The organism is Micromonospora sp. NBRC 110009 (genome assembly GCF_030518795.1).
Lineage (GTDB): Bacteria > Actinomycetota > Actinomycetes > Mycobacteriales > Micromonosporaceae > Micromonospora.
Window position 1 is genome coordinate 1,480,881 of sequence record NZ_CP130427.1, and the last position, 25,044, is coordinate 1,505,924.

Genomic DNA, 25,044 nt, shown 5'->3' on the forward strand with positions numbered 1-25,044 from the left:
CGACCCGGGGATCGAAGTGGGTGGCGGTCCCGGATCCGTTTCGGGTGGTTCCGGCGACAGGCTGAGGCATGCCTGGAATCCGAAGGAGCGGCCTGCTGGCCCTCGGCGGGATCGCCCTGGCGGCGGTGCTCGCCGTGCTCGGTCATCTTGAGGTGAACGACAACCTGAACCCCTGGTCGCTGACCGTCAGCGACTTCGCCGTCTCCGACCGGGGCGGCGTCATCGACGTGGCGATGGCGGTGCTCGCGGCGGCCACCGTCGTGCTCCTGCCGGCGCTGCGCCGGGCCGGTGCCGGCCGGCCGGCGGGCTTCCTGCTCGCGGCGTGGGCGGCCGGCCTGGTCACCGCCGCCGTGGTGCCCACCAACGAACCCGGTCTGCCCATGGACACCGCCGCCTACGCGCACCGGTACGCCTCGGTGGTCGCCTTCGTCGCCCTGCCGGCCGCCGGCTGGCTGCTCGCCGGCCGGCTGGGCGGACGCGCGCCGGGCTGGCTGCGCGGGCTCGCCCTGACCAGCCTGCTGCTGGCCGGGGCGATGGTCTGGTCCGCGTACCCGGGAGACCGGGCGCTGATCGGCCTCGCCGAACGGCTGCTCATCCTCGCGGAGGTCGCGCTGCTCGCCGTGGTGGCGGCCTACCTGGCCGGCCGGCCGGCGCGCCGGCCCGGGAAGGTCACTCCAGTTCGTGGAGCATGAGCTGGCGGGCGGCCTCGGTGATCGAGCCCGACAGCGAGGGGTAGATGGTGATGGTCTGGGCCAGCTCGTTGACCGTGAGGTTGTTCTCCACCGCCATGGTGATCGGCAGGATCAGCTCGCTGGCCTTGGGCGCCACCACCACGCCGCCGATCACCTGGCCGCTGGCCGGGCGGCAGAAGAGCTTGACGAAGCCGTCGGCCAGGTCGTCCATCTTCGCCCGGGCGTTGCCGGAGAGCGGCAGCATCACCTGGCGGGCCGGGACCTTGCCGGCGTCCACCTCGTTCTGCGAGACGCCGACGGTGGCCAGTTCGGGGTCGGTGAAGACGTTCGCCGCGACGGTACGCAGCCGCAGCGGCCGGACCGCCTCACCGAGCGCGTGCCACATGGCGATCCGGCCCTGCATCGCGGCGACGCTGGCCAGCGGCAGCACGCCGGTGCAGTCGCCGGCCGCGTAGATGCCGGGGACGTTGGTGCGGGACACCCGGTCGACGGTGACGTAGCCGCCACGGGCCAGCTCGACGCCGTACTCGGCGAGGCCCAGGTTGGCGGTGTTGGGGATCGAGCCGACCGCGATCAGCGCGTGCGAGCCGAACACCTTGCGGCCGTCGGAGAGCTCCACCTCCACGCCGTCCCCGGTCCGGCGGACCGCCTCGGCCCGGGAGTTGTTGAGGATGCTCATGCCGCGGTTGCGGAAGACCCGCTCGATCGCCGACGCGGCGTCGGCGTCCTCGTGCGGCATGACCCGGTCCCGGCTGGAGACCAGGGTGACCTCGACGCCCATCGCCAGGTAGGCGCTGGCGAACTCGGCGCCGGTCACGCCGGAGCCGACCACGATCAGGTGCTCGGGCAGCGCGGGCAGGTCGTACACCTGGCGCCAGGTCAGGATGCGCTCGCCGTCCGGGACGGCGGTGGGGAGCTGGCGCGGGGTGGCACCGGTGGCGATCAGGACGGTGGACGCGGCGATCGAGTAGTCCGCGGCGCCGTCGGCCGGGCTCACGACCACCCGGTGGGTGTGCCCGAGGGTGTCCTCGCCCAGCCGGGCGGTCCCGGCCACGAACTCGACCCCGGCCTTGATCAGCTTGGCGTGGATGTCGGCGGACTGGGCCAACGCGAGCCGCTTCACCCGCTCGTGCACCGCCGGGGCGTCGACGGTGACCGCCTCCAGCCCGTCGGAGTGCACCCCGAACTCCTCGGTGTCCCGGTAGCCGGTGACCACCTCCGAGCTGGCGATGAAGGTCTTCGACGGGACGCAGTCGGAGAGCACGCAGGCGCCGCCGGCCCCCTCCGCCTCGACCACGGTGACATCAGCGTCCAGCTGGGCGGCGACCAGCGCCGCCTCGTACCCGGCCGGCCCTCCGCCGATGATCACGATCTGGCTCACAGCGCTCGCCCCTCGTCAATGCTCACAGTGACTTTCTTCTCCCCATCCCGCTCGACACGCACCGTCGTATTCTCCCCCACCCGCCGGCCGGGCTATCGTCATCGCCGTGCGTCTTTACGCCGCTTACGGCTCAAACCTGGACCCCGCCCGCATGCGCGCCTACTGCCCGCATTCGCCGATGGTGGGCACCGGCTGGCTGGAGGGGTGGCGGCTCACCTTCGCGGGCGAGGATGTCATCGGCTGGGAGGGCTCGGTCAGCACCGTGGTCGAGTCCCCCGGTGACCGGGTCTTCGTGGCGCTCTACGACATCCACGCCTACGACGCCGCGCAGCTCGACGAGATCGAGGGCGTCACCGCCGGGACGTACCGGAAGCTCACCGTCCGCGTGTCGACGCTGGACGGCGACGTGACCGCATGGGTCTACGTCTTCGACGGGTACGAGGGTGGCCTGCCGACGTCGTGGTATCTGTCGGAGATCGCGAACGCGGCCGAGAAGGCGGGCGCGCCGGACGACTACGTCACCGGGCTGCGGTCCCGCCCCACCGGCACCGCGTCGGCGTAGCGCGTATCGCACGCGTCAAGTGTCCTCCGGCGGGTCGGCCCGCCGGGCGGCGACCCCGCAGCGGGTCGCCTATCACACATCCGTGGCGCTGACCGTCCGCTCGTACATGTCGGTCCAGCGCTCCTCCGCCAGCCCGACCGAGCGGTAGAGCGTGATCGGGACGGTCGGGTTGGCCAGGTCGACCCCGAGCCCGGCACCGGCCCGGCCCTTGGCGGCGTAGACCGCGAAGGCCCGCCGCAGCAGCGCCGCGCCCACCCCGCGCCGTCGGTATCCGGGCACCACCGACAGCGTCCGGACCCAGCCCATGTCGTGGTCGAGCGCCTGGTCCGACGACTGGAGCCCGCCGGCGGCCACGCCGTCGACCTCGGCGACGAACCACTCGTCCCAGACCTTGCCGGACGACGGGAGCAGCTCCCGCCACCGCTCGAAGTCGAGCGGCTCGTAGTCGGGGGTGTCCCGGAAGGCGGTGTCGAAGATCCGGTGGAACTGCCGCAGGTCCGCCTCGTCGTCGGGGCGCAGCGGCCGGACCGTCACCCCGGGCGGCGGCGGCGCGGCGGGCAGGTCGGCCAGGGAGCGGGTCATCCGGAGGTACCGCTTGACCCGGTGGAAACCCGCCTCGACCAGCTCGGCCGCCCAGCGGGTCTCCGGCGCGAAGACGGCGGTGCGGACGGCGAGGGCGGGCAGGCCCCGCTCGGCGGCCCGCTCGGCGACCCGGTCGAGCAGCCGGTCCAGCAGCGGGGCGCGCAGGTCGGCACCCCGGTCGGGGTCGACGTAGACCTCGACGAACTCCCGGCCGACGCCGGTCGGGTTGCTCATGATCGTCCAGGCGACCGCGGTGCCGTCCGGATCGGTGACCAGCCAGGAGTCCTGAGCCGGGTCGACGAAGGGGGCGGTCAGGGCGTCCTGGACGTCCTCCGCGTCGAAGTCCGGGTAGCCGACGGCGAAGGTGTCGGCCGCGTGCACCACCTTCAGGATCGCGGGCACGTCGGCGAGGGTGGGGCGGCGGGCGGTCCAGCCGGCGGGAAGCGTCACGCGGCGATCCTGGCAGGCCCCCGTCCACTCCGCCCTTCATTTATCCCCGCGCAGGTGCAGCCGCGTGGTGGTGAGCAGGTTGAGCAGCTCGGCGCCCTCGCCGGGGGCGAGCGCCCGGAACGCGGCCGAGGCCAGCCGGTCGGTCACCGCCTCGGCCCAGAGTCGCTGCCGCACCAGCGGCCCCACCGGCGGGTACGGGGGCGACCAGCCACAGGCCGCGGCCCCCGCCTCCCCCTCCGGGCCGGCCAGCACCGCCTCCAGCGGGGTCATCCCGGCGGCCCGGACCGCCAGCAGGTACGCCCCGGCGAAGTGCTCGCGGAGCAGCAGCAGCCCGACCGCCGCCCGGGCCCCCGGTGAGTGGTCCGGGACCGGCATGGCCCGCCAGGCGGCGAAGAGCGGCATCCCGCTGCCGTCGGCCGCCTCGACCGCCCGTTCCAGCAGGCCGGCCAGCCGAGGCGCCTCGGGGGCGTCGCCCAGGCGCTCGGTGCCCCAGCGGCAGCACTCGGCCAGGTTCGCGTCGGCCACCGCCAGCGGCGGGACGGTCCGCACCGCCGCGTCCCAGCCGTCGGCGACCGCGTCCGGGGCGATGAACCCGAGCGCGGCGGCGACCGTCTCGGCGCGGACGTCGCCGAGCGCGCCGGCCCGGCCGGTGATGTAGAACGCCCACCCGGAGATGCCGAGCAGCCGGGCCCGGCGCAGGGTCGCCGGGCAGCGCGCGAAGGCCTCCCCCAGCTCGAGCGCCAGCGGCTTGCTGGCGGCGGCGACCTGCTCCGGGGTCATCGGCGGGGCACCGCCGTCCGTCCACCGTGGTCATCCATCACGGTCAGTCTGCCTGCTGACCACTCGCTGCGGCATCCCCCTCTTCGGCGTCGAGCGCCTCCAGCGCGGCCTCCACCTCACCGGTACGCCGACGGGCCGCGGTTAGCTGCCGTTCCGCGCCCCGCCGGGCCAGCTTGGCGCGGCTCAGCTCCTGCTCGGCGACCGCCCGTCGGCGTTCCAGCTCGGCCAGCTCGGTCTCGATCCGGTCCAGGGTGGCGGCGCCGTCCTGCTCGGCGCGGGCCGCCCCGGTCAGCTCCCGCTCGGCCCCCTGCTGGTCGTCCCGGGCCTTCGCCAGCTCGCGTTCCAGCGCGCGGCGGCGCTTCGCCCGCTCGGCCCGGGCCGCGCGCTCGGCGGCCTGCTCGTCGCGGGTCCGCCGGGCCTCGGCCCGCTCGGCCGCCCGGTCCCGCGTGGGTGGCTCCTCGACGCCCCCGGTGACCAGCCGGAGCTGCGGCCGGGGCACCTCGCCGAAGCCGGCGTAGTGGGTGGCCCGGAGCAGCCGGCCGGCCCGGATCTGCTCGGCCACCTCGGTGTCGGAGAGCGCCGCGTTGAGCGTCGCCTCGACCTCGGCCAGCGGGAGCTTCCCGGCGGGTGGGGCCGCCGGCTCGGCGGCGGCCAGCTTGCGTATCTCGGCGACCAGGGCGCCCACCACCGCCCGACGCTGCGCGGAGAGCTCGCGGAGCTTGGCGCCGCGCAGTTCGCGCTGGGCGCTGCGGAGCGACTCGGCGAGCTGCGCCAGGTCGGCGACCAGTTCGGGCCGACGGATGGCGAGCAGGTTGACCAGCCAGGCGGCGACGGTGGGCCGGCGCAGCCGGCCGATCTCCCGGGCGGCCTTCGGGTCGCCGGCCTGGCGGGCCTCGGCGACGGCGGCGTCCCGGGCGGCGACGAACCGGTCCGGCGGCGTCGCATAGAGCCGCTGGACCAGCTCACGGGAGGGGTCGGGCATCGCTCAGGCGTCGATCCGGGTGCCCGGTTCCAGGCGGCGGTAGTCGGTGTTCGACAGCGCGGCGTACTGCCGGTCGAGCACCCCGAAGCCGTTGGCGTTGAGCAGCCCGTCGTGCAGCGCGTACGCCCGTCGCGGGGCGGCCGCCCGGATGAAGTCGACCACCTCGGAGAACTTGTTCCAGGGCGCGTGGATCGGGGCGAAGAGGGTGTCCACCTGGACGTCGGGAACCACGAGCGAGTCGCCCGGGTGGTAGACCACGTCGTTGAAGAGGTAGCCCAGGTTCTGGATCACCGGGATGTCCGGGTGGATGACCGCGTGCTGGCCGCCGTACGCCCGGACGGCCACCCCGGCGGCGGTGAACGACTCGCCCGGCGCCACCACGACCAGGGCGTCGGCGGCGTCGCCGAGGACACCGGCGAGCGAGGCCGGCCCGTTGACCGGGATCGGCCGGCGGTCCAGCGCCCGGGTCAGCGCCTCCACGTTCACGTGGTCCGGGTGCTCGTGGGTGATCAGCACCGCGTCCGCCCCGTCCAGCGCCTCGGGTTCGCTGTAGACACCGGGGTCCACCACGAGCACTCCCCCGTCGTGCTCGATCCGGAGGCAGGAGTGGGCGTACTTGGTGACCTGCATCGTGACTCCTCGATTATCGAATCGTGACGTCCTCGTCGCAGTCTGCCGGAACCGGCGCGACTGCGCGTCGCGTCCGACGTATCGGCCCCGGTGGCGGGGCCGCCGAGGATCGGAGCGGGGAGATGAGCAAAAGAGGAGGACGCCGCCGCGCTGTGCTGCTGGTGGCGCTGGGTGTGATGGCGGTGCTGGCCGCGGGGGCGTGCAGTGCCGGCGGCGGCGACAACGCCGGGACTTCCGGCGCGGCCCCGGCGGCGGGCGGGGACGCCGGCGCCGGGGTGGCCCAGGACAAGGCGGCTCCGGCCCAGACCGGCGGTGCGGACCTGCGGGTCGACCAGCGGTCGATCATCTACACCGGAACGATGCAGGTCCGGGTGGACGACGTGGAACGGGCGGCCCGGGAGGCGACCGCGGCGGTGACCGCCGCGGGCGGTTTCGTCGGGGGCGACCAGCGGCAGAGCGAGTCGGCGGACGCGCGGGCCGAGTTGACCCTGCGGGTGCCGGCGGACCGGTTCACCGCGGTCATCGACCAGTTGGCCCGGCTCGGCCGGCAGGAGCGGCGCGAGGTACGCACCGAGGACGTCACCGAGGAGACCGTCGACCTGGACGCCCGGATCGCCACCCAGCGCGCCCGGGTGGACAGCGCCCGGAAGCTGCTCGCCCGGGCCACCTCGATCAACGAGCTGGTCACCCTGGAGAACGAGGTGGGCCGGCGGGAGGCCGACCTGGCCTCGCTGGAGGCGAAGAAGCGCCGGCTGGCCGACCTGACCGCACTCTCCACGATCACGGTGACGTTCCTCGGCACCGACGCGTCGACCGCCGCGAAGGAGAGCGACCTGGGCTTCCTGGTCGGGCTGCGGGGCGGCTGGGAGGCGTTCCTCGGCTCGCTGAACGTGGCGCTCACCGTGCTGGGTGCGGTGCTGCCGTTCGTGATGGTGATCGGCGTACCGGTGGCGTTGCTGGTGTGGTGGTCGCGCCGACGGCGGGCGCGGCGGACGCCGCCGGCCGGTCCGGCGCCGATGGTGCCGGCACCGGCCGGTCCGGTGGGTGGCCCGACGCCTAGCGGGCCGCCGCCACTGCCCGCAACGCGGTCTGCACCATGAGGCGCACGCCGACCGGGATGGCGCGCTCGTCCACGTCGAAGGAGGCCCGGTGCAGGTCCACGTTGGGACCGTTCCGGCCGACCCCGAGGCGGGCGAGCGCGCCCGGCACGTGCTCCAGGTACCAGGAGAAGTCCTCGCCGCCCATGCTCTGCGGGGTCTCGGCGATCCCCTCGGGGCCGAGGGCCGCGGCGGTGGCGGCGGTGAGCACGCCGATGGCGCGCGCGTCGTTGCTGACCGGCGGCCGGCCGCGCAGGTACTCCAGGTCCACCGTGGCGCCGGTGGGGGCGATGACGTCCCGGACCACCTGCGCCACGATCTTCGGGGCCTGTTCCCAGGTGTCGCGGTCCATCACCCGCAGGGTGCCGGCGGCGCAGGCCTCGGAGGGGATGACGTTGTAGCGGGTGCCGGCCGACGCGTGGCCGAACACCAGCAGCAGTCCGCTGTTGGCCGGCACCCGGCGGCTGACCAGGGCCGGCACCTCGGTGACCAGCCGGCCGAGCGCGTCGACCAGGTCCACGGTGAGGTGTGGGCGGGCGGTGTGCCCGCCCGGGCCGGTGAGCCGGACGGTGACGTTGTCGGCGGCGGCGGTGATCGGGCCGACGCGCAGGCCCACCTTGCCGACCGGGAGGTTCGGGTCGCAGTGGACGGCGAAGATCTGCACCACGTCGTCCAGCCCGCCGGCCTCGATGACCTCCAGCGAGCCGCAGGGCAGGATCTCCTCGGCCGGCTGGAAGATCAGCCGGATCCGGCCGTCGAGCTCGCCCAGGTCGGCGAGCTGGGCGAGCAGCATGCCGACGCCGAGCAGCACGGTGGTGTGCACGTCGTGCCCGCAGGCGTGGCAGGCCCCGTCGACCGTGGACCGGTACGGCACGTCCTTCGGGTCGGTCAGCGGCAGCGCGTCGATGTCGGCGCGGAGCGCGATCACCGGGCCGTCCGGGCGCCCGTCGATGTCGCAGATGACGCCGTTGCCCTTGGGCAGCAGCCGCGGCTTCAGCCCGGCGAGGGAGAGCTCCCGGTGGATCAGGGCGGCCGTCTCGAACTCCTCGCCCGACAGCTCCGGGTGGGAGTGGATGTGACGGCGGGTGGCGATGAGCCCGGGTACCCGCAGGGCGAGCAGGTGGTCCAGCTCGAAGGGCAGGGACTGGGACCCGGTTGGCGTCGTCGGCCAGGACGACGCCAGTGGGCTGCTCGAAGGCAGCGTCAACGCACTCGTCACGTCGAATTCTCGATCACTAGAGATGGATGGATCATCGGGGAGAACAGCAGACAGCCTAGACCTCCGCCGGTGACGCTGCGCAACATCTTTCGGGTAGCGGTCGGACCGCACAGCGTCACGAATCCCCTGGTGGGAGGGTTCCAAAATCTGCGGGACAGCAGGTAGATCGCGGTTGAACGACGTCATCTGCCCCACACCTCCTACAACGCGTAACCGATTCAACGGTCACCAAAACCCGGGCCGCCGTTCCGAATTGTCGCATTAGTCGCGGCAATTAACTGCCGCTCGGACAATTGCGTGACAACGCTCGGCTGTCGGGCGACCCCCGAGGGTGACATGGTGGTCGGGAGTCCGACCGCACACGCTGTCCGTCCCGATCACCGATCGGGTTACCCGCATTCCCGATCCGCACACGCACCCGGGCGACGGGCCCCACTGCCCCAACGACCGGACGGACGGGCCGGGCGTCGTCGCCCGGGAGGTCCGCACCGAGCCGTCGCCGCCCCCGCCCGCATGCGGGGAGACCATCGACTGTACGCCGCCACGGCCGCCGTGACGAGATCGTCCGCCCAGGTCAGACGCGATCCGGACAGACCAGGGCGGCCCGCGCCGCGGACCGCCCCCGGAGCCGTCAGAACCGGTCGCTCGGCCGGTACGTCCCCCACACGTCGCGCAGCGTCCCGCAGACCTCGCCGACCGTGGCCCGGACGCGCAGCGCCTCCTTCATCGGGTAGAGCACGTTCCCGCTCCCCTCGGCGGCGGTACGCAGCTCCGCCAGGGCCCGCTCGACCGCGCCCGAGTCCCGCCCGGCGCGCAGCTTGGCCAGCCGCTCCCCCTGGGCCACCTCGATCGCCGGGTCCACCCGCAGCGGCTCGTACGGCTCCTCCTCGTCGATCTGGAACCGGTTGAGCCCGACCACCACCCGCTCGCCCGAGTCGATCTCCTGCGCGATCCGGTACGCGGACTGCTCGATCTCCCGCTTCTGGAAGCCGGCCTCGATCGCGTCCACCGCCGAACCGTGGTCGAAGACCCGCTGCATCAGCTCGTCAGCGGCCGCCTCGATCTCGGCGGTCATCGCCTCCACCACGTACGACCCGGCGAACGGGTCGACCGTGGCGGTCAGGTCCGTCTCGTACGCCAGCACCTGCTGGGTCCGCAGGGCCAGCCGGGCCGCCTTCTCGGTGGGCAGCGCGATCGCCTCGTCGAAGCTGTTGGTGTGCAGCGACTGGGTGCCGCCGAGCACCGCGCCGAGGCCCTGGATCGCCACCCGCACCAGGTTCACCTCCGGCTGCTGGGCGGTGAGCTGCACGCCGGCGGTCTGGGTGTGGAACCGCAGCATCATCGACTTCGGGTTCTTCGCCCCGAACTCGTCGCGCATCAGCCGGGCCCAGATCCGCCGGGCCGCCCGGAACTTGGCGACCTCCTCCAGCAGCGTGGTCCGGGCGACGAAGAAGAACGACAGCCGGGGCGCGAAGTCGTCCACCGCCAGCCCGGCGGCGAGCGCCGCCCGGACGTACTCCACGCCGTTGGCCAGGGTGAACGCGATCTCCTGCGCGGGCGTCGCGCCGGCCTCCGCCATGTGGTAGCCGGAGATGGAGATGGTGTTCCACTTCGGCACCTCCGTGCGGCAGTACGCGAAGGTGTCGGCGACCAGCCGCAGCGAGGGCTTCGGCGGGAAGATGTAGGTCCCGCGGGCGATGTACTCCTTGAGGATGTCGTTCTGGATGGTGCCGTTGAGCGCCGAGCCCGGCACCCCGGACTCCTCGGCCACCAGCTGGTAGAGCAGCAGCAGCACCGAGCCGGGCGCGTTGATGGTCATCGAGGTGGAGACCTTGTCCAGCGGGATGCCGTCGAAGAGCAGCCGCATGTCCTCGATGGAGTCGATGGCGACGCCGACCTTGCCCACCTCGCCGTGCGCGATCGGGTCGTCGGAGTCGTAGCCCATCTGGGTGGGCAGGTCGAAGGCGACGGAGAGGCCCATGGTGCCGGCCCGCAGCAGCTGGTGGTAGCGCGCGTTGGACTCGGTGGCCGTGCCGAAGCCGGCGTACTGCCGCATGGTCCACGGGCGCGACGTGTACATCGTCGGGTAGACCCCGCGGGCGTACGGGAACTCGCCGGGGGCACCGAGTCGCTCCGCCAGCTCCCCGGGCAGGTCCGCCGCGGTGTACACGCCCTTGATCGGGAAGCCCGACTCGCTTGACCGCCGTTCGTTCATCCCCGGATGGTAGGACGCGACCGGGCATCGATGAGTGAGGGATTCCGCACACCGCGGTGACGGTGGGGGTCGAGCGAGGGGTGAGTACCTGGACACATACGGTCGAGTAGGTAAAGGTCCGCCGCGTCGGGTTTCGCATCGGCCGTCGGAACCAGCAAGATAGGGGGGTTGTGTCCCAGCCCCCTCGATATCCCCCGGTGGCTTTTCTGTGACTCAGATCCCGACGTGGAGCGGCGGACCGATCAGTCCCCCCACTGGACGCGCGGCACCCGGCACCACCATCGGTGGTCGCTACTCCCTGCGCTCGCCCGTGGGCAACGGCGGCATGGGCACGGTCTGGCGTGCCACAGACACGCTGCTGCGCCGCGACGTCGCGGTCAAGGAGGTCGTCCTCCCCCCGGGACTGGCCCCCAGCGACCGCGACGCGATGTACGAGCGCACCCTCCGTGAGGCCCGCGCCGCCGCCGCCATCCAGCACCCCGCCGTGGTCCAGGTGTACGACGTGGTGACCGAGGGCGGCCGGCCCTGGATCGTCATGGAACTGCTGGATGCGCGCAGTCTGGCCGACATGGTGATCGAGGACGGGCCGGTCCCGCCCCGCGCGGTCGCCAAGATCGGCATTGCCCTGCTCGGCGCCCTGGAGGTGGCGCACGCGATCGGCGTGCTGCACCGCGACGTCAAGCCGGCCAACGTGCTGATCTGCTCCGACGGCCGCTGCGTGCTCACCGACTTCGGCGTCGCCCGGATGCCCACGGACGTGCAGCTGACCACGCCCGGCATGGTGCTCGGCTCGCCGCACTTCATCTCGCCCGAGCGGGCGATGGGCCGGGACTTCGGCCCGCCCAGCGATCTCTTCTCGCTCGGCGTCACGCTCTACACGGCCGTCGAGGGGCGCCCGCCGTTCGACAAGGGCGATCCGATCGAGACGATGTACGCCGTGGTCGAGGACGAGCCGGCCACGCCCCAGCGCAGCGGCCCGCTGACCCGGGTGCTGATGGGTCTGCTGGAGAAGGACCCGGCCCGCCGGCTCGACGTGCACACCGCCCGGGCCATGCTGCGCGAGCTGCTCGCCGGCCCGCTGACCAGCAACGCCACCGCGGTCAACTCGGTCACCGACCCGTACGCGGTGGTGCCGGTGCAGCGGCCGGCCACGCCGCCGCCCGTCGCGACCCCGGAGCCGAAGCCGACCGGGCAGATCGGTGGCCGGGCGATGATCGGGCCGGGTGAGTCGCTGACCGACCGGCTCGCCGCCCTGCGCCGGGGCGAGCGCCCCGAGTCGGCGTCCGCCGCCGGCGGCGCCGCGCTCGACGAGACCAGCGCCGACGCGCTGGCCGGGCCGCTGCACACCCCCACGGGCGCCATGCCCGCGACCGGCGCCCCGGAGGCCACCCAACGGATCTCGCCGGACGCCACCCAGCGCGTCCCGGCCGGCTACCCGGACGCCACCCAGCCGGGGTACGGCCGCCCCGCAGACGCCACCCAGCCGGTGTACGGCCGCCCCGCAGACGCCACCCAGCCGGTGTACGGCGGCAACCAGTGGTCGGTGCCGGGTACCGGCCAACCGTGGGCGACCCCCGCCGCGGCGCCGGCCGGCGGTGGCGCCGGCAAGGCCAAGGGCGTCGGCGGCCAGCTCGTCGACACGGTCAAGGGCTGGCCGCGCAAGGTGCAGCTCGCGGTGGCGGGCGGCGTCGCCGTGCTGCTGCTGATCGGGGTGTTCGCCCTCTCCGGCGGCGACGACCCGGGCCCGCCGCCGATCGTGACCTCGCTGCCCACCGCCACCGCCCCGGCCTCGTCACCGGTGGACATGGAGGAACAGTCCGTCAAGGGCGTCACCCTCCAGGTGCCGAAGGGTTGGGACAAGAAGACCGGCGGCGTCTTCGTCGACTTCGTCGACCCGCAGCAGGACGGTCGGAAGGTGCGGATCCTCGCCGAGGGCTGGCAGGGCGACTCGAAGGGCTGGGCCGAGTTCGCCTCGCGCAACCTGCGGACCAAGAGCAAGTCCTGCGCCGAGCCGTACGACCAGCTGGCGATGACGGAGACGACGCTGGCCGGCAAGCCGGCGGCCGAGTTCGAGTACACCTGCGGCGACGGCGACACCAAGCGACACGGCGTGTGGCGCGGCGTGGTGCACGATGGCAAGGTCTACTCGTTCTACCTGACCGCCAACGACGCCAACTTCGCCGCCAGCCGGCCGATCTTCGACGCGATGGCCAGGTCGTTCCAGTTCGCCTCGGCCAACTGAACCGAGGCCGACGGACCGTGGTGATCCGCCGCCGTGCTATCAAGAGGCAATGGCGGCGGATACCACTGATCTTGACGAACTTCGCGCACAGGCCCGGCGGTGGCTCGACGACGACCCCGACCCGGCCAGCCGCGACGAGCTGCGCGTCGTCCTCGACGGGCTGCCTGGCAGCGCGCCGGAGCTGGCCGACCGGTTCGCCGGTCCGCTGACCTTCGGCACCGCCGGGCTGCGCGGCCCGCTGCGGGCCGGCCCGAACGGCATGAACCTCGCCGTGGTCACCCAGGCCGCCGCCGGGCTGGTCACCTGGCTCGCCGACCAGGGCGGCACAGGTCCGCTGGTGATCGGGTACGACGCCCGGCACGGCTCGCGGGCCTTCGCCGAGCGCACCGCCCAGGTCGCCACCGGCGCCGGTCGCCCGGCGCTGCTGCTCCCCCGCCCGCTGCCCACCCCGGTGCTCGCGTACGCGGTGCGCCACCTCGGCGCGGTGGCCGGCGTGATGGTCACCGCCAGCCACAACCCGCCCCAGGACAACGGCTACAAGGTCTACCTCGGCGCCGCGCTCGGCGGGGAGCTGGGCGCGGGCGCCCAGATCGTGCCGCCGGCCGACGCCGGCATCGAGACGGCCATCCGGGCCGTCGGGGCGCTGACGCAGGTGCCGCTCGGCCCGCCCGGCGAGGTGCTCGGCGACGACCTGGTCGCCGCGTACGTCGAGCGCGCCGCCGCGGTGGTCGACCCGACCGGTCCACGCGACCTGAAGGTGGCCTACACCCCGCTGCACGGGGTGGGGGGCGCGGTGCTCACCGCCGCCTTCTCCCACGCCGGATTCCCGGTACCGGGCGTGGTGCCGGACCAGGCCGAGCCGGATCCGGACTTCCCGACGGTCAGCTTCCCGAACCCGGAGGAGCCGGGCGCGGTGGACAAGCTGGTCGCGCTGGCCGGCACGATCGGCGCGGACCTCGCCATCGCCAACGACCCCGACGCGGACCGCTGCGCGGTGGCCGTGCCGGACGGGGCCGACGGTTGGCGGATGCTGCGCGGGGACGAGGTGGGCGCGCTGCTCGCCGACCACCTGATGCGCCGCGGGGTGACCGGGCTCTACGCCACCACCATCGTGTCGTCCTCCCTGCTCCGGTCCATGTGCGCCGCCCGGGGTCTGCCGTACGACGAGACGCTGACCGGGTTCAAGTGGATCGTTCGGGCCGGTGGCGGGACCGAGCCGCTGGTCTTCGGCTACGAGGAGGCGCTCGGCTACTGCGTCGCCCCGGAGCACGTCCGCGACAAGGACGGCATCACCGCCGCGCTGACCGTCGCCGAGCTGGCCGCCGGCCTCAAAGCGAAGGGCCGGACGCTCAGCGACCGGCTGGACGAGCTGGCCGCCGAGTTCGGCGTGCACCACACCGACCAGCTCTCGGTCCGGGTGGACGACCTGCGGCTGATCGCGGAGATGATGACCCGGATCCGGACGACCACCCCGACCTCGCTGCTCGGGCACCCGGTGACCGAGGCGTCCGACCTGCTCCCGAGGGCGGACGTGGTGATCCTGCGGACCGACGCGGCCCGGGTGGTGATCCGCCCCTCCGGCACCGAGCCGAAGCTCAAGGCGTACCTGGAGGTGGTGGAGCCGGTCACCGACGGCGACATCCCCGCGGCCCGGCGCCGCGCCCAGACCGCGATCACGTCTCTCCGCACCGAGATCGCGGCCGCCCTCGGCCGGTAGGCGCAGGCAGGGCTCCCGCTGGACAGCTGCTCGTCGACCGGGGGCCCTGCCGTACCGCAGGCGTTACGAGGCGCGCTTGCCGAGGGCGGCGTCGACCGCCTGGGCCAGGGCGGCGATGACCAGGCTGACGGAGGGGCGGACAACGGAGTCGTCCAGGCTGACGGTGCCGGCGAAACCGGCGCTGGCGGCGATCTCCTGCAGTCGCGTGCCGGCCTCCTCGGCGGTGGTGCCGGTCAGGCCGAGGGCCGGTTCCATCCGCAGCACGGCCACCAGCGTGGCGAGCGCGGCGGTCCGCTCGTCGGGGACCTGCCCGCCGGTCAGCGCCTCGGCCAGCCGGCCCCGGATGTCGGCCTCGACCGAGGCGTCGGCGACCGGGTAGCGGTGCACGTGGATGAAGCCGAGCTCGGTCTCGTCGACGTCCCGGACCACGCCCCGGCCGCAGAGGTCGCCGAGGATCCGGTCGCGCAGGCCGTGCCGCAGCCGCTGTACCCAGGAGGACGGGGTGTGCGGGGTGTCGGCGGCGATTCGGGCGAGGACGTCGTCGGCGATCGGCTCGCCGGTCGGGGTCGGGTCGACCGCCGCGAGGGAACCCTCGGCGTAGGCGATCCGGCCGGCCAGGGCCAGCTCGACCAGCACCGCGGCGGCCATGCCGAGGTCCAGGCTGATCCGGGGCATGGTCGCCTTGCCGGTTTCGTCGTCATAGGCGAGGAGCAGCAGCTCTTCGGCGAGCGCAACACCAGTCATGGCCCGGAACGGTAGCGCCTCCCCGCACCCCGCGCACGGACTCGCCCACGCGTCCCCGGCGCCCGCCAAATTCCCGGAAAGAGGGCTGGTTCCGTGCGGGATGAGCCCTCTTTCCGGGAATCTGCCCGCAGCGATGCGGGGTCAGAAGCGGGGCATGCCGCCGAACTGGCGGTCGCCGGCGTCGCCGAGGCCGGGGACGATGAACATCCGGTCGTTGAGGCCCTCGTCGATCGAGGCGGTGACCAGGCGCAGCGGCAGGCCGCTCTGCGCCAGCCGCTCGATGCCGACCGGCGCGGCGAGGACGCAGAGCACGGTGATGTCGGTGCAGCCGCGGGCGGCCAGTAGCCGACAGCTGTGCTCCAACGAGCCGCCGGTGGCCAGCATCGGGTCGAGGACCAGCACCGGCCGGCCGGTCAGGTCCCGGGGCAGGGACTCCATGTACGCGCGCGGCTCGTACGTCTCCTCGTCGCGGGCCAGGCCCACGAAGCCCATCGACGACTCGGGGAGGAGCCCGAGCGCGGCGTCGGCCATGCCGAGACCGGCCCGCAGCACCGGCACCAGCAGCGGCGGGTTCGCCAGCCGGGTGCCCTCGGCGCCGGTGACCGGGGTCTGCACCGGGTACTTCTCGATCGGGAACGAGCGCGCGGCCTCGTACACCAGCATCGTGGTGAGTTCGTGCAGTGCGGCCCGGAAGTTCGCCGAGTCGGTCCGGGCGTCCCGCATGGCGGTGAGCCGCGCCTGGGCGAGCGGGTGGTCAATGACGAGTACGTCCACGATCGCTCAACCTACCGGTCCGGAGTGCGGCGCACTGCAGGTGCGGGGTGACCAGCGACCCCGCTCACGGTCGGCCCGACGTGACCAAGATCACTCGGCGCGCGGGTGCGTAGTATTCGTGGCATGACGGCGACAGCGACGTCGGCCCGGTCGGAGCTCTCCGAGCTGGGACGATCCGAGACCGCTCTGCGGACCTTCCTGCACGGCCTGCCCGGCGTGGACCAGGTCGGCGCGGAGCAGCGGGCGGCACAACTCGGCACCCGCTCCATCAAGACCACCGCGAAGGCCCAGGCGATCGACCTGGCCATCCGGATGGTCGACCTGACCACCCTCGAAGGGGCCGACACCCCTGGCAAGGTGCGGGCGCTCGCCGCCAAGGCGCTGCGTCCCGACCCGGCCGACCCGTCCTGTCCGCACGTCGGCGCGGTCTGCGTCTACCCAGCGATGGTCCCGTACGTGGCCGAGGTGTTGGCCGGTAGCGGTGTGCACCTGGCCAGCGTGGCGACCGCCTTTCCCTCCGGCCAGGCCCCGCTGGAGGTGAAGCTCGCCGACACCCGGGCGGCCGTCGCGGCCGGCGCCGACGAGATCGACATGGTGATCAACCGGGGCGCGTTCCTGGCCGGCCGCTACAAGGAGGTCTACGACGAGATCGTGGCCACCAAGGAGGCCTGCGGCGACGCCCACCTCAAGGTGATCCTGGAGACCGGCGAGCTGGCCACCTACGACAACGTGCGGCGGGCCTCCTGGCTGGCCATGCTGGCCGGCGGCGACTTCATCAAGACCTCCACCGGCAAGGTCCCGATCGCGGCCACCATGCCGGTGACCCTGGTGATGCTGGAGGCGGTCCGCGACTTCCGCGCCGCCACCGGGCGGCAGGTCGGCGTGAAGCCGGCCGGCGGCATCAAGACCACCAAGGACGCGATCAAGTACCTGGTCATGGTCAACGAGACCGTCGGCGCGGACTGGCTGGACCCGGACTGGTTCCGGTTCGGCGCGTCCAGCCTGCTGAACGACCTGCTGATGCAGCGCACCAAGCTGAAGACCGGCGTCTACTCCGGTCCCGACTACTTCACCCTGGACTGAGCGCGATGTTCGAATACGCACCCGCCCCCGAGTCGCGCTCGGTGGTGGACATCAAGCCCTCGTACGGGCTCTTCGTCGACGGGAAGTTCGTCGACCCGGTCGACGGCGGCAACTTCAAGTCGATCAACCCGGCCTCCGAGGAGGTCCTCGCCGAGGTCGCCGAGGCCGGCAACGAGGACGTGGACCGGGCGGTCCGCGCCGCCCGGAAGGCGTACGAGAAGGTCTGGGGTCCGATGCCGGGCCGCGACCGGGCCAAGTACCTGTTCCGGATCGCCCGGATCATCCAGGAGCGCTCCCGCGAGCTGGCCGTGCTGGAGTCCCTGGACAACGGCAAGCCGATCAAGGAGTCGCGGGACGTCGACGTGCCGCTCGTCGCCGCCCACTTCTTCTACTACGCCGGCTGGGCGGACAAGCTGGAGCACGCGGGCTTCGGGGCGAACCCCCGGCCGCTGGGCGTGGCCGCGCAGGTCATCCCGTGGAACTTCCCGCTGCTCATGCTGGCCTGGAAGATCGCCCCGGCGCTGGCCGCCGGCAACACCGTGGTGCTCAAGCCGGCCGAGACCACCCCGCTGACGGCGCTGCTCTTCGCCGAGATCTGCCAGCAGGCCGACCTGCCGGCCGGCGTGGTCAACATCGTCACCGGCGCGGGCGACACCGGCCGGGCGCTGGTCGAGCACCCGGGCGTGGACAAGGTCGCCTTCACCGGCTCCACCGAGGTCGGCAAGGCCATCGCCCGCTCGGTCGCCGGCACCCGCAAGAAGCTCACGCTGGAGCTGGGCGGCAAGGCGGCCAACATCGTCTTCGACGACGCGCCGATCGATCAGGCGGTCGAGGGCATCGTCAACGGCATCTTCTTCAACCAGGGGCACGTCTGCTGCGCCGGCTCGCGCCTGCTGATCCAGGAGTCGGTCGCCGACCGGGTGCTGGAGTCCCTGAAGCGCCGGATGGCGCAGCTGCGCGTCGGCGACCCGCTGGACAAGAACACCGACATCGGCGCGATCAACTCGGCCGCCCAGCTGGCCCGGATCCGGGAACTCTCCGAGGCCGGCTCGGCCGAGGGCGCCGAGCGCTGGTCGCCGCCGTGTGAGCTGCCCGACCGCGGCTTCTGGTTCGCGCCGACCATCTTCACCGGCGTCACCCAGGCGCACCGGATCGCCCGCGAGGAGATCTTCGGCCCGGTGCTGTCCGTGCTGACCTTCCGCACCCCGGCCGAGGCCGTGGAGAAGGCCAACAACACCCCGTACGGGCTGTCGGCCGGGATCTGGACCGACAAGGGCTCCCGGATCCTGTGGATGGCCGACCGGCTGCGCGCCGGCGTGGTCTGGGCCAACACGTTCAACAAGTTCGACCCCACCTCGCCGTTCGGCGGCTACAAGGAGTCGGGCTACGGTCGCGAGGGCGGCCGGCACGGGCTGGAGGCGTACCTCAATGTCTGAGCGGGTCGCGGTACGCAAGACGTACAAGCTCTTCATCGGCGGGAAGTTCCCGCGCAGCGAGTCGGGACGGTCGTACATCGTGCAGGACTCCAACGTCGTACTCGCCTCCCGCAAGGACGCGCGCGACGCGGTCCTGGCCGCCCGGGCCGCCGTGAAGGGCTGGGCCGGGGCGACCGCGTACAACCGGGGTCAGATCCTCTACCGGGTCGCCGAGATGCTGGAGGGCCGCCGCGAGCAGTTCGTCGCGCTCGGCGTGCCGGCCGACGAGGTCGACGCGGCGATCGACCGCTGGGTCTGGTACGCCGGCTGGTCGGACAAGCTCCCGCAGGTGTACGGGGGTGCGAACCCGGTCGCCGGGCCGTACTTCAACCTGTCCGCGCCCGAGCCGACCGGCGTGGTGGCCGTGGTGGCCCCCGAGGCGCCGGCGCTGCTCGGCCTGGTCAGCGTGATCGCGCCGGCGATCGTCACCGGCAACACCGTGGTGGTGGCGGCCTCGCCGGCCGCGCCGCTGGCCGCGGTGACGCTGGCCGAGGTGCTGGCCACCTCCGACCTGCCCGGCGGGGTGGTCAACGTCCTCACCGGCCGGCTGTCGGAGACCGTGCCGACGCTGGCCTCGCACATGGACGTCAACGCGATCGACCTCACCGGGGTGACCGACGCCGAGCTGGCGGTGGACCTGGAGGTCAAGGCGGCGGAGAACCTCAAGCGGGTGCTCCGGCCGGCGCCGGCCGACCACGACTGGTCCGCCGACCCGGGCCTCGCCCGGATGACCACGCTCCTGGAGACGAAGACCGTCTGGCACCCCAAGGGCGTCTGACCCTCGTCGCTCCCGGCAGGAGTGGCCGCCGATCCCCGGCCGGCCACTCCTGCCGTTTCCGGCCCTCGCCGGCGGCGCGACCTCGCCGAACCGGTGTCGATCATGTCCGGCGCCGGCCGGGTGCGGGGCTGCCCTGGCCGGCTGGGCGATCGGGTAGTCCACGCCGCCCCGCGGGGCCACCTACTACGCGAGGTAGGATTGGCGGGTGACTCGGCTCGGTGATCTCGAACGTGCGGTGATGGACGTGCTGTGGGACTCGGTCCCCGCCACGTCGGACGGCGTGACCGTGCGCGAGGTCGCCGACGCCCTCGACGGGCGGGAGCTGGCCTACACGACCGTGATGACCGTGCTGGACCGGCTCGCCGGCAAGGGCATGGTGCAGCGCGAACGCGAGGGGCGGGCCTGGCGCTACCGGCCCGCCGCCAGCCGCGAGGCGCACATCGCCCAGCTCATGCTCGACGCCCTCGACCTCGGCGGCAGCCGGGACGCCGCGCTGGTGCGCTTCGCCCGGTCGGTGACCGGCACCGAGGCCGACGTGCTGCGGGCGGCGCTCAGCGCCGAGGCCGGGCTGACCGACCGGGTCGAGGACCCGCGGGCCGGGCGCCCGGCGCTGGCCGACGAGGCGACGGACCGGTAGGGCGGCCGCCGTGGCGTACGCCGTGCACTTCGCCGCGACCATCCTGGCCTGCTGGCTGACCGCGCAGGTTCTCGCCGCCTCGACCTGGACCTGGCGCGCCCCGCGCGTGGCGATCCTGTGCTGGCAGTCGGTCGGGCTGGCGCTCGGCCTCTCCGCGATGGGCGTGCCGATTGCGGTCGGGCTGGCCGCGTACGACCGGCCGACCGGGAGCGCCCTGGTCGCCCTCGGGAACGACCTGCTGCACGGCCACCTGCCGGCCGGACTGGGCGCGGTCCACCTGGGCCTGGTCGGGGTCGGCTTCGGCATCGGCGCGGTGCTGCTGACCACGACCGTGCGCAGCATCCACGGCAGCGTCCGCGCCCAGCGCCGGCACCGGGAGCTGCTCAGCCTGGTGGCCCGCCGGGACCCGACCCTCCCCGGCGCGCTGGTGCTGGACCATCCGAGCGCGGCGGCGTACTGCCTGCCCGGGGTGAAGCCCCGGGTCGTGGTGAGCGCCGGGACGCTGAGCCTGCTCGACCGGGCCGAGCTGGAGGCGGTGCTCACCCACGAACGGGCGCACGCCCAGGAGCGGCACGACCTGGTGCTGCTGCCGTTCACCGCGCTCCGCCGGGCGCTGCCCTGGCTCCGCTGGGTGCGGCACGCGCACGAACGGGTCGCCCTGCTGGTCGAGATGCGCGCCGACGACAAGGCCCGCGAGCTGCACGCCGAGGAGCCCCTCGCCGGGGCACTGCGCCGGTTCGCCGCCGCCGGCCACCGGATCACCCCGGCCGGCGCGCTCGGCATCGGCGACCGGGATCTCGACGTACGGGTGCAGCGGCTGATGATCCCCGACCGGCCGCCCCGGGTGCTCGGGGCCACCGCGCTGGCCGTCGCGACCACCCTGGCCGCCCTGCCGATCTGCCTCTTCCTGAGCTGACCGCCCGGCGGCCGGGTCGCCTCGGCGACGGCCGGGCCGATAGGTAGTCAAGCTACGTGTAGGCTCCCTATGACAAGCGAGTCAACCCGTGGGAGAACCGCCATGGATCCCTTGCTCCTCGCCCGCCTGCAGTTCGCCACCACCACCTCGATCCACTTCCTCTTCGTGGTGGTCACCCTCGGCCTGGTCACCCTGCTGGTCGGGCTGCAGACGGCCGGCTTCGTCACCGGCAAGCCGGTCTACGAGCGGCTGACCCGCTTCTGGGGCCAGCTCTACGTGATCAACTATGTGCTCGGGATCGCCACCGGCATCGTGATGGAGTTCCAGTTCGGGCTGAACTGGAGCGGCCTGTCGCGCTACGTCGGCAACGTCTTCGGCGCGCCGCTGGCCATCGAGACGCTGGTGGCGTTCTTCCTGGAGTCCACGTTCCTCGGCATGTGGATCTTCGGCTGGCACCGGCTGCGCCGGGGCGTCCACCTCGCGCTGCTGTGGGGCGTGGCGATCACGGCATACGCCTCGGCGTTCTGGATCATGGTGGCCAACGCGTGGCTCCAGCACCCGGTCGGCTACGAGGTCCGTGACGGGGTCGCCCACCTCACCGACTTCGGCGCGCTGCTCACCAACCCCACCCTCGGCTTCGCCTTCGGGCACGTGGTCTCCGCGAGTCTGGTCACCGGCGGCATGCTGATGGCCGCGGTCAGCGCCTGGCACCTGATCCGGCGTACCCCGGACTTCGTACTCTTCCGGAAGTCGCTGCGACTCGGGCTGGTCACCGCGGCGCTCGCCGTGACCACCCTGCAGGGCTTCGGCTTCGCCCAGTTCGGCCCGGTCGGGCAGCTCCAGCCCACCAAGTTCGGCGGCGGCGCCGACCGGGACGCGCTGGTCGCCGAGTGGACGGCGAAGTTCGGGCCCGGCGACTACCTCCCGCCGACCCTCTCCAACGTCGGCCTCGGCTTCATGATCCTGATCGGCTTCACCCTCGGCTGCGTCTGGCTCCTGCTGCCGCTGCTCTGGCGGGACCGGGTCATCCGGCTGCGCTTCCCGCTCTGGCTGATCGCGCTGTCCCTGCCGCTGCCCTTCGTGGCGGTGATCCTCGGCTGGATCGCCCGCGAGGTGGGCCGCCAGCCCTGGGTCGCGTACGGGCTGCTGCCCACCGGGCAGGCCGTCTCGCCGGTCGGCAGCGGGCTGATGCTCACCTCGCTGGTCGGCTTCACCCTGCTGCTCGGCACCCTCGCCGTCACCAACTGGGTGCTGCTGGCCCGGCACGCCGCCCGGGGCGCGGCCGACCCCGCGCTCGGCCGCCCGCCCGCGCCCGACACCGACGCCCACCCCCACCCCGTGTTCGCCTGAGGGAGCCCGCCGTGGAACTCGCCTGGTACGCCCTGCTCGGCCTCTTCTTCGCCACCTACCTCGTCCTCGGCGGCTACGACTACGGCGTCGGCCTGCTGCTCGCCCGCGGCGCCACCCCAGCGGCCCGCCGGGCCGCGCTCAACGCCGTCGGACCGTTCTTCCTCGGCAACGAGGTCTGGCTGGTCGCCGCCGTCGGCATCCTCTTCGGCGCCTTCCCCACCCTGGAGGGCGAACTCCTCTCCGGCCTCTACCCGGCGGTGCTCGGCGCGCTGGCCGGGGTGGTGCTGGTGACGGCCGGGGTGCAGCTGCGCAGTCGGCCTCGCGCCGGGGCGGCCCGTACCGCCTGGGACCGGGTGGTGGTGGCCGGCAGCGTGCTCGCCGCGCTCGGCTGGGGTGCTCTGCTCGGCGGGCTGCTCCAGGGCGTACCGCTGACCGCCGACCGGCACCTCGCCGGCACCGGCCACCTCTTCACCCCGTTCGTGGCCGCCGCCGGGCTGGCGATGCTGGCGCTGGTCGCCGTGCAGGGTGCGACCTTCCTCACCCTCCGGCTGCCGGCCGCCGACGCCGCCCCGGTCGCCCGGATGGCCCGCAAGCTGGTGCCGGCGGCGCTCACCGCGGTCGCCGCGGCCGCCGTCCTGGGCCTGTTCTCCGACCGGGTACGCGAGGCCGTGGCGCGCCCTGCGGTCGCCGTACTCCTGCCGTTGGCGCTGGTCACGGCGCTGCTGGCGGCCCGCGCGGCGCTCGGCCGGGGCCGGGCCGGGGTGGCCTTCGCGGCGACCAGCGCGGCGCTGGCCCTGCCGGTGGCGCTGGTCGGTGCGGCCCTCTGGCCGCGGGTGCTGGTCTCCACCGTCGACCCGGCCGCCTCGCTCACCGTCGCCGACGCCGCGGCGAGCGGACCGACCCTGTCCCTGCTGGGCTGGCTCGTGCTGCCGCTCCTGCCCGCCCTACTAGGCTTTCAGGCGATGTGCTGGTGGGTGTTCCGGGGACGGACCGACGGCAGGGCACCGGTGTACTGGTGAACCGCCGCCCGTTCGACCCGCGGCTGCTGCGCCGGGTCCCCGCGGCCCGACGCGACCTCGCCGTGCTCGCGGTGCTCGGCGGGTTGACCGCGCTGCTGGTGGTCGCGCAGGCCACCGCGCTGGCCACCCTGCTGGCGACGGCGGTCGACGGGCGGTTGCACCGGCCCGCGCTGGCCGGCTTCGCGGCGGCGGTGGCCGCCCGCGCGCTGGTGAGCTGGGCGCAGGGCACGGTGGCGGCCCGGGCGGCGGCGACGGTGAAGGCGGCGCTCCGCGCCGACCTGCTTCGCGCAGTCGGCCGGCACGGCCCCACCTGGGTCGCCGGCCAGCGGGCCGGTCAGCTCGCCACCCTCACCGGGCGCGGCCTGGACGCGCTCGACCCCTACTTCACCGGCTACCTGCCCCAGCTCGTGCTGAGCGTGACCGTGCCGCTGGCGGTGCTCGCCCGGATCGTCCTCGCCGACTGGAGCTCGGCGCTGATCATCGCGCTGACCATCCCGCTCATCCCGGTCTTCGGCGCGCTGCTCGGCTGGCAGGCGCAGGCCGCCACCGAACGGCAGTGGCGGCGGCTGTCCCTGCTCGGCGGGCACTTCCTCGACATGGTGGCCGGCCTGCCCACGCTGCGCGCGTTCGGCCGGGCGCGGGCCCAGGTCGACGTGGTGCGCCGGATGGCCGACGGCCACCGGCAGGCCACCATGAAGACGCTGCGGATCGCGTTCCTCTCCGCGCTGGTCCTCGAACTGGTCGCCACCCTCTCCGTGGCGCTGGTCGCGGTGCCGGTCGGCATCCGGCTGCTCGGCGGCGGGATCACCCTCTCCACCGCGCTGCTGGTGCTGCTGCTCACCCCGGAGGCGTACCTGCCGCTGCGGGCGGCGGGCAGCCGCTTCCACGCCAGCATGGAGGGACTCACCGCGCTGGACGAGGCGCTCACCCTCGCGGCCGGCCCGGAGGCAGCCGCCCCGGCCCGCACGGGCCCGGCGCCGGACGGCCACGGCGAGCTCCGGTTCGAGGGCGTCACGGTCGAATACGAGCGGACCACCGCGCTGCGGGACGTCACCCTCACCATCCGGCCCGGCGAGCGGGTCGCCGTCATCGGGCCCAGCGGCGCCGGCAAGAGCACGCTGCTCGGCCTGCTGCTCGGCTTCGTCAGCCCGACCGCCGGCCGGGTCACCGTCGACGGGGTGGACCTCGCCGCGGTCGACCTCGACGCCTGGCGGCGGCAGCTCGCCTGGGTGCCGCAGCGGGCCCACCTCTTCGCCGGGTCGCTGGCCGACAACATCCGCCTCGGCACGCCGGACGCCCCCGACGCCGCGCTCGCCCGGGCGGTCACCGACGCCGCGCTGGACGAGGTGGTCGCCGCCCTGCCCAACGGGCTGGCCACCACGCTCGGCGAGCGCGGGCACGGCCTGTCCAGCGGACAGCGGCAGCGGGTCGCGCTGGCCCGGGCGTTCCTGCGGGACGCCCCGCTGGTGCTGCTGGACGAGCCGACCGCCCGGCTGGACACCGCCAGCGAGGCGATCGTGCTGGCCGCCACCCGGCGGCTGGTCGCCGGGCGTACCGCACTGCTGGTCGCGCACCGGCCCGCGCTGCTGGCGGACGCCGACCGGATCCTGCGGGTCGAGGACGGTCGGGTCACCGAGCTGACCCCGGCACCGGCCGGGAAGGTGACGCGATGACCGACGGACCCACCGTGCCGGAGCGTCCCGACCAGCCGGTCCGGGG

Annotated in this window: 22 protein-coding genes; 13 read left to right on the forward strand and 9 right to left on the reverse strand. The window is 73.8% G+C overall.

The window, feature by feature from the left end:
- Positions 1-68 precede the first annotated feature (68 nt).
- Positions 69-692 carry a DUF998 domain-containing protein gene (locus tag Q2K19_RS07025; RefSeq protein ID WP_302768598.1) on the forward strand — a complete coding sequence of 208 codons (624 nt, stop codon included), beginning with the start codon at positions 69-71 and terminating at the stop codon, positions 690-692.
- Here the strand turns inward: Q2K19_RS07025 and Q2K19_RS07030 are convergent.
- Positions 670-2,073 (reverse strand): NAD(P)H-quinone dehydrogenase, encoded by a 1,404-nt coding sequence (locus tag Q2K19_RS07030; protein ID WP_302768601.1) that lies wholly within the window; start codon positions 2,071-2,073, stop codon positions 670-672. The genes Q2K19_RS07025 and Q2K19_RS07030 overlap by 23 nt on opposite strands.
- Before the next feature lie 106 nt (positions 2,074-2,179).
- Here Q2K19_RS07030 and Q2K19_RS07035 point away from each other — a divergent pair, with 106 nt between their 5' ends.
- Complete coding sequence (locus Q2K19_RS07035; protein ID WP_302768602.1) at positions 2,180-2,635, forward strand: gamma-glutamylcyclotransferase; 456 nt, start codon at positions 2,180-2,182, stop codon at positions 2,633-2,635.
- Positions 2,636-2,707: 72 nt separating this feature from the next.
- Here Q2K19_RS07035 and Q2K19_RS07040 read toward each other — a convergent pair whose 3' ends face one another.
- Genes Q2K19_RS07040 through Q2K19_RS07055 form a run of 4 tightly spaced genes read right to left on the reverse strand, consistent with a single transcriptional unit; the run spans position 2,708 to position 6,059 of the window.
- Complete coding sequence (locus tag Q2K19_RS07040) at positions 2,708-3,667, reverse strand: GNAT family N-acetyltransferase (protein ID WP_302768606.1); 960 nt, start codon at positions 3,665-3,667, stop codon at positions 2,708-2,710.
- 36 nt (positions 3,668-3,703) lie between these two features.
- Complete coding sequence (locus Q2K19_RS07045) at positions 3,704-4,447, reverse strand: SCO6745 family protein (RefSeq protein ID WP_302768608.1); 744 nt, start codon at positions 4,445-4,447, stop codon at positions 3,704-3,706.
- Positions 4,448-4,490: 43 nt separating this feature from the next.
- Positions 4,491-5,429, reverse strand: coding sequence for a coiled-coil domain-containing protein (locus Q2K19_RS07050; protein WP_302768610.1), 939 nt, complete (start codon positions 5,427-5,429; stop codon positions 4,491-4,493).
- A 3-nt stretch (positions 5,430-5,432) separates the two neighbouring features.
- Complete coding sequence (locus Q2K19_RS07055; protein ID WP_302768611.1) at positions 5,433-6,059, reverse strand: MBL fold metallo-hydrolase; 627 nt, start codon at positions 6,057-6,059, stop codon at positions 5,433-5,435.
- Between the two features lie 122 nt (positions 6,060-6,181).
- On the opposite strand from Q2K19_RS07055, the gene Q2K19_RS07060 reads away from it, so the two are divergent.
- Positions 6,182-7,159, forward strand: coding sequence for a DUF4349 domain-containing protein (locus Q2K19_RS07060; RefSeq protein WP_302768615.1), 978 nt, complete (start codon positions 6,182-6,184; stop codon positions 7,157-7,159).
- Here Q2K19_RS07060 and Q2K19_RS07065 read toward each other — a convergent pair.
- Together Q2K19_RS07065 and Q2K19_RS07070 are read right to left on the reverse strand one after the other, a co-directional pair.
- Positions 7,116-8,375 (reverse strand): amidohydrolase, encoded by a 1,260-nt coding sequence (locus tag Q2K19_RS07065; RefSeq protein ID WP_302768617.1) that lies wholly within the window; start codon positions 8,373-8,375, stop codon positions 7,116-7,118. The genes Q2K19_RS07060 and Q2K19_RS07065 overlap by 44 nt on opposite strands.
- A gap of 631 nt (positions 8,376-9,006) precedes the next feature.
- Positions 9,007-10,590: an acyl-CoA mutase large subunit family protein gene (locus Q2K19_RS07070; protein WP_302768620.1), complete on the reverse strand. Its 1,584-nt coding sequence runs from the start codon at positions 10,588-10,590 to the stop codon at positions 9,007-9,009.
- A gap of 208 nt (positions 10,591-10,798) precedes the next feature.
- Here Q2K19_RS07070 and Q2K19_RS07075 point away from each other — a divergent pair, with 208 nt between their 5' ends.
- Positions 10,799-12,832 carry a serine/threonine-protein kinase gene (locus Q2K19_RS07075; RefSeq protein WP_302768622.1) on the forward strand — a complete coding sequence of 678 codons (2,034 nt, stop codon included), beginning with the start codon at positions 10,799-10,801 and terminating at the stop codon, positions 12,830-12,832.
- Between the two features lie 49 nt (positions 12,833-12,881).
- Complete coding sequence (locus tag Q2K19_RS07080; protein WP_302768623.1) at positions 12,882-14,549, forward strand: phospho-sugar mutase; 1,668 nt, start codon at positions 12,882-12,884, stop codon at positions 14,547-14,549.
- Positions 14,550-14,612: 63 nt separating this feature from the next.
- On the opposite strand, the gene Q2K19_RS07085 is transcribed toward Q2K19_RS07080, so the two are convergent.
- A complete protein-coding gene (locus tag Q2K19_RS07085; protein ID WP_302768626.1) occupies positions 14,613-15,293 on the reverse strand; it encodes a GOLPH3/VPS74 family protein in 681 nt (226 codons plus the stop codon).
- 141 nt (positions 15,294-15,434) lie between these two features.
- Entirely contained in the window at positions 15,435-16,067 is a 633-nt protein-coding gene (upp, locus tag Q2K19_RS07090; protein ID WP_302768629.1) for a uracil phosphoribosyltransferase, read from the reverse strand.
- 123 nt (positions 16,068-16,190) lie between these two features.
- On the opposite strand from upp, the gene deoC reads away from it, so the two are divergent.
- The 8 genes from deoC to cydD all read left to right on the forward strand — a co-directional run bounded on the left by deoC (position 16,191) and on the right by cydD (position 24,998).
- Positions 16,191-17,150: a deoxyribose-phosphate aldolase gene (gene deoC, locus Q2K19_RS07095; RefSeq protein WP_302768632.1), complete on the forward strand. Its 960-nt coding sequence runs from the start codon at positions 16,191-16,193 to the stop codon at positions 17,148-17,150.
- Positions 17,151-17,155: 5 nt separating this feature from the next.
- Complete coding sequence (locus Q2K19_RS07100; protein WP_302768635.1) at positions 17,156-18,586, forward strand: aldehyde dehydrogenase family protein; 1,431 nt, start codon at positions 17,156-17,158, stop codon at positions 18,584-18,586.
- The gene (locus tag Q2K19_RS07105; RefSeq protein ID WP_302768637.1) at positions 18,579-19,403 is read left to right on the forward strand and encodes an aldehyde dehydrogenase family protein; all 825 of its coding nucleotides are present in this window, start codon (positions 18,579-18,581) and stop codon (positions 19,401-19,403) included. The genes Q2K19_RS07100 and Q2K19_RS07105 overlap by 8 nt, the downstream gene beginning before the upstream one ends.
- A gap of 205 nt (positions 19,404-19,608) precedes the next feature.
- Complete coding sequence (locus Q2K19_RS07110) at positions 19,609-20,040, forward strand: BlaI/MecI/CopY family transcriptional regulator (protein ID WP_302768639.1); 432 nt, start codon at positions 19,609-19,611, stop codon at positions 20,038-20,040.
- Positions 20,041-20,050: 10 nt separating this feature from the next.
- On the forward strand, positions 20,051-20,956 hold the full coding sequence (locus Q2K19_RS07115; protein ID WP_302768642.1) for a M56 family metallopeptidase: 906 nt from the start codon (positions 20,051-20,053) through the stop codon (positions 20,954-20,956).
- Between the two features lie 102 nt (positions 20,957-21,058).
- Positions 21,059-22,306 carry a cytochrome ubiquinol oxidase subunit I gene (locus Q2K19_RS07120; protein ID WP_302768644.1) on the forward strand — a complete coding sequence of 416 codons (1,248 nt, stop codon included), beginning with the start codon at positions 21,059-21,061 and terminating at the stop codon, positions 22,304-22,306.
- An 11-nt stretch (positions 22,307-22,317) separates the two neighbouring features.
- Positions 22,318-23,325: a cytochrome d ubiquinol oxidase subunit II gene (locus Q2K19_RS07125; protein ID WP_302768647.1), complete on the forward strand. Its 1,008-nt coding sequence runs from the start codon at positions 22,318-22,320 to the stop codon at positions 23,323-23,325.
- The gene (gene cydD, locus Q2K19_RS07130) at positions 23,322-24,998 is read left to right on the forward strand and encodes a thiol reductant ABC exporter subunit CydD (RefSeq protein WP_302768649.1); all 1,677 of its coding nucleotides are present in this window, start codon (positions 23,322-23,324) and stop codon (positions 24,996-24,998) included. The genes Q2K19_RS07125 and cydD overlap by 4 nt, the downstream gene beginning before the upstream one ends.
- The last annotated feature ends 46 nt before the right edge of the window (positions 24,999-25,044 follow it).

Coding starts and splice junctions, on each gene's coding strand:
- Q2K19_RS07025 (WP_302768598.1), top strand. CDS start 69: ATGCCTGGAATCCGAAGGAGCGGCCTGCTGGCCCTCGGCGGGATCGCC.
- Q2K19_RS07045 (WP_302768608.1), bottom strand. CDS start 4,447: ATGACCCCGGAGCAGGTCGCCGCCGCCAGCAAGCCGCTGGCGCTCGAG.
- Q2K19_RS07050 (WP_302768610.1), bottom strand. CDS start 5,429: ATGCCCGACCCCTCCCGTGAGCTGGTCCAGCGGCTCTATGCGACGCCG.
- Q2K19_RS07055 (WP_302768611.1), bottom strand. CDS start 6,059: ATGCAGGTCACCAAGTACGCCCACTCCTGCCTCCGGATCGAGCACGAC.
- Q2K19_RS07060 (WP_302768615.1), top strand. CDS start 6,182: ATGAGCAAAAGAGGAGGACGCCGCCGCGCTGTGCTGCTGGTGGCGCTG.
- Q2K19_RS07070 (WP_302768620.1), bottom strand. CDS start 10,590: ATGAACGAACGGCGGTCAAGCGAGTCGGGCTTCCCGATCAAGGGCGTG.
- Q2K19_RS07080 (WP_302768623.1), top strand. CDS start 12,882: ATGGCGGCGGATACCACTGATCTTGACGAACTTCGCGCACAGGCCCGG.
- Q2K19_RS07085 (WP_302768626.1), bottom strand. CDS start 15,293: ATGACTGGTGTTGCGCTCGCCGAAGAGCTGCTGCTCCTCGCCTATGAC.
- deoC (WP_302768632.1), top strand. CDS start 16,191: ATGACGGCGACAGCGACGTCGGCCCGGTCGGAGCTCTCCGAGCTGGGA.
- Q2K19_RS07100 (WP_302768635.1), top strand. CDS start 17,156: ATGTTCGAATACGCACCCGCCCCCGAGTCGCGCTCGGTGGTGGACATC.
- Q2K19_RS07105 (WP_302768637.1), top strand. CDS start 18,579: ATGTCTGAGCGGGTCGCGGTACGCAAGACGTACAAGCTCTTCATCGGC.
- Q2K19_RS07120 (WP_302768644.1), top strand. CDS start 21,059: ATGGATCCCTTGCTCCTCGCCCGCCTGCAGTTCGCCACCACCACCTCG.